This is a genomic window from Citrobacter sp. TBCS-14, assembly GCF_005280805.1.
GTDB classification, from domain to species: Bacteria; Pseudomonadota; Gammaproteobacteria; order Enterobacterales; family Enterobacteriaceae; genus Citrobacter; species Citrobacter gillenii.
This window is the reverse complement of record NZ_SZWM01001020.1, coordinates 138455-151221: the sequence shown is the minus strand read 5'-3', so window position 1 is coordinate 151221 and position 12767 is coordinate 138455. Positions and strand designations below refer to the sequence as shown.

The 12767-nt window shown below is 49.9% G+C and carries 11 protein-coding genes; 6 read left to right on the top strand and 5 right to left on the bottom strand.

Annotated features, from left to right (window positions below):
• Positions 1–32 precede the first annotated feature (32 nt).
• The 5 genes from FDX22_RS23400 (at position 33) to FDX22_RS23380 (ending at position 5065) form a co-directional block, all read left to right on the top strand.
• Positions 33–359: a cupin domain-containing protein gene (locus FDX22_RS23400; RefSeq protein WP_096755837.1), complete on the top strand. Its 327-nt coding sequence runs from the start codon at positions 33–35 to the stop codon at positions 357–359.
• Positions 360–839: 480 nt separating this feature from the next.
• On the top strand, positions 840–1730 hold the full coding sequence (locus tag FDX22_RS23395; RefSeq protein WP_137363196.1) for a carbohydrate ABC transporter permease: 891 nt from the start codon (positions 840–842) through the stop codon (positions 1728–1730).
• Positions 1723–2625, top strand: coding sequence for a carbohydrate ABC transporter permease (locus tag FDX22_RS23390; protein WP_096755835.1), 903 nt, complete (start codon positions 1723–1725; stop codon positions 2623–2625). The genes FDX22_RS23395 and FDX22_RS23390 overlap by 8 nt, the downstream gene beginning before the upstream one ends.
• A gap of 12 nt (positions 2626–2637) precedes the next feature.
• Positions 2638–3765 (top strand): ABC transporter ATP-binding protein, encoded by a 1128-nt coding sequence (locus FDX22_RS23385; RefSeq protein ID WP_096755834.1) that lies wholly within the window; start codon positions 2638–2640, stop codon positions 3763–3765.
• 13 nt (positions 3766–3778) lie between these two features.
• Positions 3779–5065 carry an ABC transporter substrate-binding protein gene (locus tag FDX22_RS23380; protein ID WP_096755833.1) on the top strand — a complete coding sequence of 429 codons (1287 nt, stop codon included), beginning with the start codon at positions 3779–3781 and terminating at the stop codon, positions 5063–5065.
• An 86-nt stretch (positions 5066–5151) separates the two neighbouring features.
• On the opposite strand, the gene FDX22_RS23375 is transcribed toward FDX22_RS23380, so the two are convergent.
• The 3 genes from FDX22_RS23375 to kduI form a co-directional block, all read right to left on the bottom strand.
• Positions 5152–6570 carry a sugar porter family MFS transporter gene (locus tag FDX22_RS23375; RefSeq protein WP_115257557.1) on the bottom strand — a complete coding sequence of 473 codons (1419 nt, stop codon included), beginning with the start codon at positions 6568–6570 and terminating at the stop codon, positions 5152–5154.
• Positions 6571–6884: 314 nt separating this feature from the next.
• The gene (gene kduD, locus FDX22_RS23370) at positions 6885–7646 is read right to left on the bottom strand and encodes a 2-dehydro-3-deoxy-D-gluconate 5-dehydrogenase KduD (protein ID WP_096755831.1); all 762 of its coding nucleotides are present in this window, start codon (positions 7644–7646) and stop codon (positions 6885–6887) included.
• A 57-nt stretch (positions 7647–7703) separates the two neighbouring features.
• Positions 7704–8540 (bottom strand): 5-dehydro-4-deoxy-D-glucuronate isomerase, encoded by an 837-nt coding sequence (kduI, locus tag FDX22_RS23365; protein ID WP_096755830.1) that lies wholly within the window; start codon positions 8538–8540, stop codon positions 7704–7706.
• Between the two features lie 459 nt (positions 8541–8999).
• On the opposite strand from kduI, the gene FDX22_RS23360 reads away from it, so the two are divergent.
• Positions 9000–10175, top strand: a complete 1176-nt coding sequence (locus FDX22_RS23360; RefSeq protein WP_096755829.1) for an oligogalacturonate lyase family protein — start codon at positions 9000–9002, stop codon at positions 10173–10175.
• A 167-nt stretch (positions 10176–10342) separates the two neighbouring features.
• Here FDX22_RS23360 and FDX22_RS23355 read toward each other — a convergent pair whose 3' ends face one another.
• Together FDX22_RS23355 and FDX22_RS23350 are read right to left on the bottom strand one after the other, a co-directional pair.
• The gene (locus FDX22_RS23355; RefSeq protein WP_096755828.1) at positions 10343–11026 is read right to left on the bottom strand and encodes an oligogalacturonate-specific porin KdgM family protein; all 684 of its coding nucleotides are present in this window, start codon (positions 11024–11026) and stop codon (positions 10343–10345) included.
• Between the two features lie 474 nt (positions 11027–11500).
• The gene (locus tag FDX22_RS23350; RefSeq protein ID WP_096755827.1) at positions 11501–12679 is read right to left on the bottom strand and encodes an acetyl-CoA C-acetyltransferase; all 1179 of its coding nucleotides are present in this window, start codon (positions 12677–12679) and stop codon (positions 11501–11503) included.
• Between the last annotated feature and the right edge of the window lie 88 nt (positions 12680–12767).

Below are 12767 nucleotides of genomic sequence, written 5' to 3'. Positions count from 1 at the left end.
AACATTGTTTCAACATACTACAGGACTGCCGGATGTTTATTTTTCATAAAGAAACCACCCTTGAAGATTTGGGCAATGGCGTGAGCCGCCGCATTCTGGCTCACGATGGCAAAATGATGGCCGTTGAAGTCAACTTTGAACAAGGCGCAGTTGGCCCAATGCACTGCCACCCGCACGAGCAGCTAACCTACGTGCTGTCAGGTGAATTTGAATTTACCATTGGCGAAGAAAAGCATGTCGTGCGCGCCGGTGACACGTTATATAAACAGCCCAATATTATGCACGGCTGCGTGTGTTTAAAGCCGGGAACATTACTGGATACCTTCACACCGGTACGTGAAGACTTCCTGAAAAAATAATGTCCCCTTTTATTTCAAGCCTTCCTTAGTGGAAGGCTTTTTTATGCCCGCAATAGCATTGTTAGCATGTTAATAATATAACTTTCATTACTTTAACCCGCCCAAAAAGCTGCCATACATGTCGTCATAACCCATAGAAATCCGGCAGGAATTTTTAAAATATGACGCGCACCTCACCTATTTGAAACGCCGTTTCGACTTTGATCACATTTCCATCATTATGTGAATGACGTAGAAACAAATCGCAATAAAATAAATTAAAACGACGTTTTACAAATCAAGAACGGCGGTTCATTCATGTTGATCGTTAGGATGACAACCGGTTAATGACAACATTAAAAGCATTGTATATCAATCATTAACAGGGAGTATTGGTATCGCAAACAGACACAGAACGCCGACACACCGGGCATCCAGAGAGTATGTCCGGTTCGTTACAACCGAATCCGTATTAAACCATTACTCGCCAGGTAGGTATGTATGAATGAAAACAGAATGCTGGGATTGGCGTGGATATCACCCTATATCATAGGGTTGATAATCTTTACCGCCTTCCCATTCGTTTCATCTTTCTTCCTCAGTTTTACTGAGTATGACTTGATGAGTCCGCCGGTGTTTAACGGCATCGAGAACTATCGCTACATGCTGACAGAAGATGCTCTCTTCTGGAAATCCATGGGCGTGACGTTCGCCTACGTATTTTTGACAATCCCATTGAAACTGGCATTTGCATTAGGGATTGCGTTTGTTCTTAACTTTAAATTACGCGGTATCGGCTTCTTCCGTACGGCTTACTATATTCCGTCCATCCTCGGTAGCTCCGTGGCTATCGCCGTGCTGTGGCGTGCGCTGTTTGCCATCGACGGTCTGCTGAACAGCTTTATCGGTGTATTAGGCTTTGACCCGGTTAACTGGCTGGGTGAACCCTCGCTGGCACTGATGTCCGTGACCCTGCTGCGCGTCTGGCAGTTTGGCTCCGCGATGGTTATCTTCCTCGCGGCGTTGCAAAACGTCCCGCAGTCTCAGTACGAAGCGGCAATGATCGATGGCGCATCCAAATGGCAGATGTTTATGAAAGTCACCGTGCCGTTGATTACGCCGGTTATCTTCTTCAACTTCATCATGCAGACCACACAGGCATTCCAGGAGTTTACTGGCCCGTACGTGATAACCGGCGGCGGACCAACCTACTCCACCTACCTGTTCTCCCTGTACATCTACGACACGGCCTTCAAGTACTTTGACATGGGCTACGGCGCGGCGCTGGCCTGGGTATTGTTCCTGGTTGTTGCGATCTTTGCGGCCATTGCCTTCAAGTCTTCGAAATACTGGGTGTTCTATTCCGCCGATAAGGGAGGCAAAAATGGCTGATATCCAACAAATCTCTGAAGCTCAGAGCATCGCTGAGCGTGAAGTTGCCCGCACCCTGCGTCGGGAAAAAATTAACGCGGCCATCCGCTACGTGATCCTGCTGTTGGTAGGGCTGCTGATGCTGTACCCGCTGGTGTGGATGTTCTCGGCCTCGTTCAAACCGAACCACGAGATCTTCACCACCCTGAGCCTGTGGCCTGCAAACGCCACCTGGGATGGCTTCGTCAACGGCTGGAAAACCGGTACCGAATACACCTTCGGCCATTACATGCTGAACACCTTTAAGTATGTGATTCCGAAAGTCATCCTGACCATTATCTCTTCCACCATCGTGGCATACGGCTTTGCCCGCTTCGAGATCCCATGGAAGAAATTCTGGTTCGCCACGCTCATCACCACCATGCTGCTGCCAAGCACCGTCTTGCTGATCCCGCAGTACCTGATGTTCCGTGAAATGGGCATGCTGAACAGCTATATGCCGCTGTACCTGCCGCTGGCCTTCGCCACGCAAGGGTTCTTTGTCTTCATGCTGATTCAGTTCCTGCGCGGCGTACCGCGTGACATGGAAGAAGCGGCGCAGATTGACGGCTGTAACTCCTTCCAGGTGCTGTGGTACGTGGTGGTGCCGATTCTGAAACCGGCCATCATCTCTGTCGCTCTGTTCCAGTTCATGTGGTCAATGAACGACTTTATCGGGCCGCTGATTTATGTCTACAGCGTGGATAAATACCCGATTGCACTGGCGCTGAAAATGTCCATCGACGTTACCGAAGGTGCGCCGTGGAACGAAATTCTGGCAATGGCGAGTATCTCCATTCTGCCATCCATCATTGTGTTCTTCCTGGCACAACGCTACTTCGTACAGGGCGTTACCAGCAGCGGAATTAAAGGTTAAGAGGGAAATATCATGGCTGAAGTGATTTTTAATAAACTGGAAAAAGTGTACTCCAACGGCTTCAAAGCGGTACATGGTATCGACCTGAAAATTGCAGAAGGGGAATTCATGGTGATTGTCGGGCCATCCGGCTGCGCCAAGTCCACCACCCTGCGTATGCTGGCCGGTCTGGAAACCATCAGCGGCGGCGAAGTGCGTATCGGCGAGAAGATTGTGAACAATCTGGCACCGAAGGAGCGCGGGATTGCGATGGTATTCCAGAACTATGCGCTGTACCCGCACATGACGGTGCGTGAGAACCTGGCGTTCGGCCTGAAGCTAAGCAAAATGCCGAAGGCACAGATTGATGCCCAGGTAAACGAAGCAGCGAAGATCCTCGAACTGGAAGAACTGCTGGAGCGCCTGCCTCGCCAGCTCTCCGGTGGTCAGGCACAGCGTGTGGCCGTTGGCCGTGCGATTGTGAAGAAACCGGACGTGTTTCTGTTCGACGAACCGCTGTCCAACCTTGATGCCAAACTGCGTGCCTCAATGCGTATCCGTATTTCCGACCTGCACAAGCAGTTGAAGAAATCCGGCAAGCCGGCCACCACCGTGTACGTGACCCACGATCAGACCGAAGCGATGACCATGGGTGACCGCATCTGCGTGATGAAACTGGGTCACATCATGCAGGTTGATACCCCGGATAACCTGTACCACAAGCCGAAAAATATGTTCGTGGCTGGCTTTATCGGCGCACCGGAGATGAACATTCGCCCCTGCAAGTTGGTGGAACAAGAGGGACGTCTGCACATTGCCATCGGCAATGAAACCATGCCGTTGAACGACGAAAAGCAGGAGAAAGTCTCTTCTTATGTCGGTCAGGATGTCTTCTACGGCATCCGTCCGGAATTCGTCGACGTCGCCGAAGAGCCTTTTGCCGAAGGCAACTGTAGTGGCGAAATGGTACGCGTGGAAAACATGGGCCATGAATTCTTTGTTTACCTGAAAGTGGCAGATTACGAACTGACTGCTCGCATCCCTTCAGATAAAGCTAAGCCAATGATTGATAAAGGTCTTAACCGCAAGGTGCATTTCAAGTTCGATATAAATAAATGTCATCTCTTTGACGCAAAAACTGAAAAGAACATCTCTCTCTAATGGAGTTATAAAAATGAAAAAAGTGCTTTTAAGCGCCGCTATCTCCGCCACTCTGGGCCTGACCGCGCTGCCTTCTATGGCAAAGGATGTTGATTTACGTATGTCCTGGTGGGGGGGCAATGGCCGCCACCAGGTCACGCTGAAAGCGTTAGAAGAGTTTCACAAGCTGAACCCGGATATCACCGTCAAAGCCGAATATACCGGCTGGGATGGTCACTTATCCCGCCTGACCACGCAGATTGCGGGCGGTACCGAGCCGGATGTGATGCAAACCAACTGGAACTGGCTGCCGATTTTCTCGAAAAATGGCGACGGTTTTTACGACTTGAACAAAATGAAGGACGTGATCGACTTAAGCCAGTTCGATCCAAAAGAACTGCAGTCCACTACCGTTAACGGCAAGCTGAACGGGATCCCCATTTCCGTCACCGCGCGCGTGTTCTACTTTAACGATGAAACCTGGAAAAAAGCGGGCGTTGAATACCCGAAAACCTGGGATGAGTTGATGGCTGCGGGCAAAACGTTCGAAAGCAAGCTCGGCAAACAGTACTACCCGGTGGTACTGGAGCATCAGGACACGCTGGCGCTGCTGAACTCGTACATGATCCAGAAGTACAACATTCCAGCCGTAGATGAAAAGACCAAGAAATTCTCCTACTCCAAAGAGCAGTGGGTTGAGTTCTTCCAGACCTATAAAAAGCTGGTTGATAGCCACGTAATGCCAGACACCAAATACTATGCGTCGTTTGGTAAGAGCAACATGTATGAAATGAAGCCGTGGATCCAGGGCGAATGGGGTGGAACCTACATGTGGAACTCCACCATTAACAAGTATTCAGATAACCTGAAGCCACCGGCGAAGCTGGATCTGGGTAGCTACCCGATGATGGAAGGTGCCACGGACGCAGGGCTGTTCTTTAAACCTGCGCAGATGCTGTCTATTGGCAAATCCACGAAAAATCCGGAAGCCGCCGCGAAAGTGATTAACTTCCTGCTGAACAGCAAAGAAGGTGTCGAAACGCTGGGTCTGGAGCGCGGCGTGCCGCTGAGTAAAGCAGCCGTTGAAATCCTGACGCAAAACGGCACCATCAAAGAAAACGATCCGTCCGTCGCTGGGTTACGTCTGGCGCAGTCGCTGCCAACCAAACTCACCGTGTCGCCATACTTTGATGACCCGCAGATCGTGGCGCAGTTCGGTACGTCACTGCAGTACATCGACTACGGTCAGAAAACCGTGGAAGAAGCTGCTGCAGACTTCCAGCGTCAGGCTGAACGTATCCTGAAACGCGCGATGCGCTAAATAAAAAGCCGGGTGGCGGCTTCGCCCTACCCGGCCAATGCGAACCTGTCGGCCCGGTAAGCGAAATCCGCCACCGGGCATTAACATTACACGCCGATGTTCCGCAACTTCTCTCCCGCCATCAGTTTGCGTTCGATATGTTCCAGGGTGACGTTTTTGGTTTCAGGAATAAGCCAGAACGTAATACCAATGAATACGACATTCAGCGCGGTATAAAGCCAGAATGTACCGGCCGCGCCAATACTGTCGAGCAGCGTCAGGAACGTTGCCCCGATGATCATATTCGACACCCAGTTGGTGGTGGTGGAACAAGTGATACCAAAGTCACGGCATTTCAGCGGCTGAATTTCCGAGCACAGGATCCACACCACCGGTGCGGCGCTCATCGCATAGCCGGCGATACACATCATGGTCATGCCGACGGACAGCCACGATAACCCGCGGGATGCCGTGCCGTTATCAAACTGCATCAGGCAGTAGCCCAGCACCAATGTTCCCAGCGCCATCACGGTAAAACCAATTTTCAGCGCCGGTTTACGCCCGGCTTTATCGACGGTAAAGACGGCGATAAACGTAGCAAACATAAAGGTTAAGCCAACCACCAGGGTGGCAATCATCTGCTGTTCTGTGGTGGTAAAGCCCGCCATCTTAAAAATCCGCGGCGCGTAGTACATGATGATGTTCATCCCGGTGAACTGCTGCATCGCCTGCAGCAACATACCGAGGAAAACCGCACGACGCACGTTACTGTTGATCTTAAACAGCGCCCATCCGCCCTGCTTTAGCTTCAGGCTTTCGCGGATGTCATTCAGTTCATCGCGGGCTTTTTCCGAGGTATCTCGCAGCATACGCAGCACTTCTTCAGCTTCAATATGACGCCCTTTTTGTGCCAGCCAGCGCGGGCTGTTCGGTAAAAACACCACCAGAACAATCAGCACCACCGCAGGCAGGGCCAGCACGCCGAGCATAGCCCGCCAGTTGCCGGTGTAGCTGAACGCCGTATCGGATAAAAAGGCCAGCACAATGCCCAGCGTGACCATCAGCTGGTACATGCTGATCATTTTTCCGCGCACGTTTTCACTGGCCATTTCTGAGAGATAAAGCGGCGCGGTATAGGAAGCAATCCCGACGGCAACCCCCAGTACTACCCGGGCGGCGATCAGAAGCTCAACGCTTGTCGCGAATGCCGATCCCAACGATCCGAGAACAAAGAGGATTGCCCCGACCATCAGACTGTATTTTCGTCCGAGGCGGAAAGAGAGCCAGCCATTGAACAGTGCGCCAATTGCCGCACCCAGCATCATGCTGCTGACTACCCACTCCTGCAAACGACTGCTTAGCGCAAAGTGTTCAGTGATAAACGGCAGCGAACCCGCGATCACCCCAATATCCAGACCAAATAATAATCCTGCGACAGCAGCGGAAACTGAGACAAACAGATTCATACGTCGCGTGTCGCGCATTGCGCGCGGTGCTAAAGCAGCATCATGATTAATTGAGACCATTTTTTCCTGCCAGAAACAGAGTAAGACATAAAACTGAAAATAAGGGATCCCTTGCCAGGGGCGTCAGGCTGGAAACGGCATAGTTATGGATAAAATAGCTAGCCCATACCGTTATGTGATGGACATTACAATTTTAAAATTTATAGATAATTACTCAATAAAATTTAATACACTGATATTAAAGAGTATTAAATATTACCGTTTCATACATATGAAATTATTTATGGATTAATTTATAACCATAATATGGATTAAAATAACTTAAAACCAAAAAAAACCTGCCGTTGGCAGGTTTTTTAATACTGGAGAGGGAATTAACGCGCCAGCCAGCCGCCGTCTACTGCAACGGTATAACCATTGATGTAGTCAGATGCGCTGGAGGCCAGGAATACGATTGGCCCCTTCAGATCGTCAGGCAGACCCCAACGGCCTGCCGGGATACGATCGAGGATTTCTGCGCTACGCTGCTCATCAGCACGCAGCTGTTGCGTGTTGTTGGTCGCCATGTAGCCCGGTGCAATCGCATTGACGTTGATGTTGTGTTTTGCCCACTCGTTCGCCATCAGGCGGGTTACGCCCATCACGCCGCTTTTTGATGCGGTGTAAGACGGCACGCGGATGCCACCCTGGAAGGAGAGCATAGAGGCTATGTTAATAATTTTCCCGCCGTTGCCCTGCGCGATGAAGTGCTTCGCCGCCGCCTGGGACATAAAGAATACGCTCTTAATGTTCAGGTTCATGACGTCGTCCCAGTCTTTTTCGCTGAAATCGATCGCATCATCACGACGAATAAGACCCGCATTGTTCACCAGAATATCGATATGGCCGAATTCTGCCACCGCGCGCTCCAGCAGTGCCGGAATACCGTCAATCTGACGCAGGTCGGCAGTCAGGCTTAAAAAGCGACGGCCCAGGGCAGTAACACGTTCGATAGTTTCTGTCGGCTCAACAATGTTGATACCCACGATATCGCAGCCCGCTTCCGCCAGACCCAGCGCCATACCCTGGCCCAGACCGGTGTCACAACCTGTCACAACGGCGACTTTACCTTCAAGAGAGAATGCATTCAAAATCATTGTTAATCCTTATTTTTTATAGTGCCCATCACCGACAGGCTGAGTGGCCGCCCGCGACTAGCGCAGATCTTTTACTGCAACGTGATCCATGTCATCAAAGACCTGGTTTTCGCCGACCATACCCCAAATAAACGTATAGGCTTTTGTGCCCACGCCAGAGTGGATAGACCAGCTTGGAGAAATAACAGCCTGCTCGTTGTGCATCACAATATGGCGCGTTTCCTGAGGCTGCCCCATCATGTGGAATACACAGGTGTCTTCTTCCATATTGAAGTAGAAATAGACTTCCATGCGGCGTTCATGGGTATGGCACGGCATGGTATTCCACAGGTTACCCGGCGCCAGTTCAGTCAGACCCATGCTCAACTGGCATGTTTCCAGAACATCCGGCACAAAGTATTTGTTGATGGTACGGCGGTTACTGGTGAGATCATCGCCCAGCGTCACCGGCGCAACGTCTGCTGGCGTGACTTTTTTGGTTGGGTACGCGGTGTGTGCCGGTGCACAGTTGTAGTAAAACTTCGCCGGAGTTGCCGCATCAAGGCTGGCAAACACCACTTCTTTGGCACCTTTACCGACATACAGCGCGTCGCGGTGACCGATTTCATAGCATTGACCATCGACGGTAATCGTGCCCGGACCACCGATGTTGATCACGCCCAGCTCACGGCGTTCGAGGAAATACGTTACGCCCAGCTGTTTGCCAACTTCACCACCAACGGAAACGGTTTTGGCCACCGGCATAATCCCGCCGACAATAATACGGTCGATGTGGCTGTAAACCATGGTGTATTCGTCTGCGACAAATACCTGTTCTACCAAAAATTCGTTACGCAGCGCCTGGGTGTCCAGGGTTTTAGCATGCGCACTGTGGATACTTTGTCTTACGTCCACATTTACCTCCAGTGATAAATTGACCGTGAATACGTTATCGGATAGCGAAACGTCGTTCCGTTTTTCCTAATGCGTTAATGATATCTCTCCCGGAACGCGTTTTCAATTACAACTAAAACGATGTTTCACTTTTTCTGCATCTTATTATCAAAAGTGTAGTTGCGATCACGCTAGCGACGGAAAATCGGCAGATAACAAAAAACAACTGGATTTAAAAACCATATAAAACAGATAGATGTAAAATAATAAGAAATGATAACTCCATGGAGGTAGAGATAAAGCATTCAACAACCTCTCGCCGCAGAAATGCTTTCTTATGCTTTTTGTTACAAATTGCGTCATCAATCACACATGATGAAACACTGTTTTGATAAATTATCACTTGGTTTTTAAATTCATCATAAATCTGGGTGCTGACGCAGATTGCTGAAATCCTGCGTACGGTAAAAGGAGTGCATTATGGCTAAAGGCATGCGGGTCAAGCTGAACTATGAGATCAGCCGCGATCCGGATACAGGCGTGGAAGTCACCCGACTGACCCCACCGGAAGTAACCTGTCATCGAAACTATTTCTATCAGAAATGCTTCTTTAATGATGGCAGTCACCTGCTGTTCGCCGGTGAGTTTGATGGTCACTGGAACTACTATTTACTGGATCTTGCCAAAGCCGAAGCCGTTCAGTTGACCGAAGGCGCAGGTGATAATACCTTCGGCGGTTTTTTATCGCCGGACGACAGCGCCCTCTACTATGTCAAAAACGACCGCACCCTACTGGAAGTGAATCTCAAGACGTTGGCAGAACGCGAAGTGTACCGCGTGTCTGATGACTGGGTGGGCTACGGTACCTGGGTTGCCAACAGCGACTGTACAAAACTGGTCGGTATCGAAATTGCTAAAAGCGACTGGACACCGTTAAACAGCTGGCAGCTGTTCCATGACTTCTTCCATAAAGGCCCGCACTGCCGACTGCTGCGCGTCGATTTACGTACCGGCGACAGCGCGGTGATTCACGAAGAGAAAAACTGGCTGGGTCATCCGATTTACCGTCCGTTCGACGATAACACCGTCGCTTTCTGCCATGAAGGTCCGCACGATCTGGTCGATGCACGAATGTGGCTGGTCAATGAAGACGGCAGTAACGTGCGTAAAGTTAAAGATCATGCGCAGGGTGAAAGTTGCACCCATGAATTTTGGGTCCCGAACGGCTCGGCGCTGGTCTATGTCTCGTACCTGAAAGGTCAGCAAGGACGCACCATCTCCAGCTACAATCCTGATACCGGCGTTAATGAAGCCGTAATGTTAATGCCTGCCTGCTCGCATTTAATGAGCAATTTTGATGGTACATTGCTGGTCGGCGATGGTTCAGGTACACCGGTAGACGTGAAGGATACTGGCGGTTACACCATCGATAACGACCCTTATCTGTATGGATTTGATGTAGCGAAGAAAAGCTGTTTCCGCATCGCACGCCACGATACTTCCTGGGCTACCGTGGCAAACAGCCGTCAGGTCACCCACCCGCATCCGTCGTTTACACCAGACGATCGCGCGGTACTTTTTAGCTCAGACAAAGATGGCAAACCGGCGTTGTACATTGCCAAACTGCCCGAGCAGCCAGAACTGTTTCAACTGTAGTCCCCGAAATGATTGTGCCCTGTTTTTAATTTAATGTTTCTGTAACTGGCCTTGCCCTCCTCGCGGAGGGCTTTTTTTATTAATAGAAAAGCTCAAGACTATAAATAATAAGCAGCAGAAAACCCCGGCCAACATCTCCGGGGTATTTCGCCAGCTATTGATGGTATTTAGAAAGAATAGGCGACGCCCATACGGAAACGAGTTTGACGCTCATCCGTTGTTTTCACACCCACGTTCCCGACTTCAACATACGGTGCCCAGTTTTTATCCCACTTATAGGCTAACTTGGCATTATATTCATTGGAGTAGGTTTTATTATTATTACGCGCGACACCTTCGGTGCTTTTGGCGTAAACATAGTTCAGCTCAGTACGCCAGTCACCCAGCACAAAACCAACCCACGCATCCCCACGGTTTACCTTATCATCTTCTTTATTGGAGCTTGAAGGATAGCGTGTATATTCATAACGATAGCGGGTAGCTACATAGAAACCATTCTCAAAACTGTACTGCAGGTGCAGGTTCGGTTTGTAGATGGTGCGGCTGTCATTACTTTCAAGTGTCAGACCTGGCGTTACCGCAATATTGCTGGTTGCTTTCCAACGCCAGTTAATTGAGTCTTCATGACCGTTACCCACTACATCAGCAAAAGGCTGGTCAGCTTTATCACCGCCCGATTTCCATTTTGCTTCAACGGTAAAACCTAAACCATTTTCAAAACGATGCGACACCGACACGCGATCAGCATTAGACCCGCTATCAATATATTCATGTCGTAAGTCAACGGTGACAGCCTGCGCTGCAAATGACGCACCAATTAAAGACGCAAGCACCAGAGTGTTCTTAAACATATGCTACCCTCAAATTAAAATGATGTTCCTTTTTTATGGAATTGCATTTTATTTTTTTAACACCACTATTTTAGTGATCATGATCGTAATTATTTGTTTCAAAAAAAATGGACAACAACAGCGTGATGAATATCAAACAAAAATCATCTAAAAACCCGAAAACAAAGATCATGATCACGGTTCATTTTATTTAAAATGAATGGCAGAAGTATTAATCACAACAATTTGCATTAAAAACAATGAGATACAACAAAACACGCAGTTAATAACGCAAGTTATATTACCTGTGATAATTATACACTTTTATATTATTAATTAAGTTATAAGCGAAAAGGGTAAATCAGAGGAAGGATTTTGCTTCAGAGTTTTTCTGAATAGATTTTACTTATTTCAAAATATAACAGGTGAGCGCTGTCACATTTGCATGGACAGCGCGGCAGGAAGGCGTATTTGAGAGGATTAATTTAGAGCGGATCAGTCACGTTCGATGGCCAGCGCCACACCCTGACCGCCGCCGATGCACAGCGTTGCCAGACCTTTATGCGCCCGGCGTTTCACCATTTCATGGACCAGTGAAACCAGAATACGGCAGCCGGACGCCCCAATCGGATGACCGAGCGCAATGGCCCCACCGTTCACATTCACCCGGCGTTCATCCCACTCCAGCATTTTGCCGACAGAAAGCGCCTGCGCGGCAAACGCTTCGTTGGCTTCGATAAGATCAACATCCGCCAATTGCCAGCCAACTCGTTCCAGGCAACGTCGCGTCGCGTACACCGGCGCAATGCCCATCAACGCAGGATCAACCCCGACGCTGGCAAAGGCACGAATGCGCGCCAGCACGGGTAAGTTCAGCTCTTGGGCCTTGGCTTCGCTCATCATCATCACGGCAGCAGCACCATCGTTTATTGATGACGCGTTACCCGCCGTAACGGACCCCAAACGATCAAAGGTAGGATCCAGACGCGCCAGCCCTTCTGCGCTGGCATCGGTTCTCGGCTGTTCATCGGTATCCACCACTATCGATTGCCCGTTACGCTGAGTGACCACGGGCACAATTTCATCTTTAAACCGCCCAGCATCGATCGCCATACGCGCTTTGTGTTGCGAGTGAAGCGCGTAGGCATCCTGTAATTCACGGCTGATACCGTATTCCCGCGCCAGGTTTTCCGCGGTAACGCCCATGTGATAATCGTTGAAAGCATCCCACAAGCCGTCGTGCACCAGGCTATCGACCAGTTGACTATTACCGAGTTGCGCCCCGGTGCGACTGTCGGTCAGGACATGTGGGGCGCGGCTCATATTCTCTTGTCCACCGGCAATCACAATGTCGGCTTCACCGCACTGGATAGCCTGCGTCGCCAGATGCAACGCCTTCAGGCCCGAGCCACAAACGTCGTTAATGGTGATGGCGGAAACGGTGTTGGGGAGTCCTCCGTTAATGGCAGACTGGCGTGCCGGATTTTGCCCTGCCCCCGCCGTGAGGACCTGACCGAGGATCACTTCATCAATAGAGTGAACATCCACCCCGGTGCGTTCCATTAACGCCCTGACCACCATACTGCCTAACTCAACGGCAGAGTGGCGTGCCAGCGTACCCTGGAAACAGCCAATCGGTGTCCTCAACGCCCCCACTATCACAACCTCTTTCATCACTACCTCAGCGCAAAATGACAGCGCAATAGTAGATGATTGTTAAGAATAGTTATCTTAGTTGTTTAAAAAATGGTGAGTTTTATCA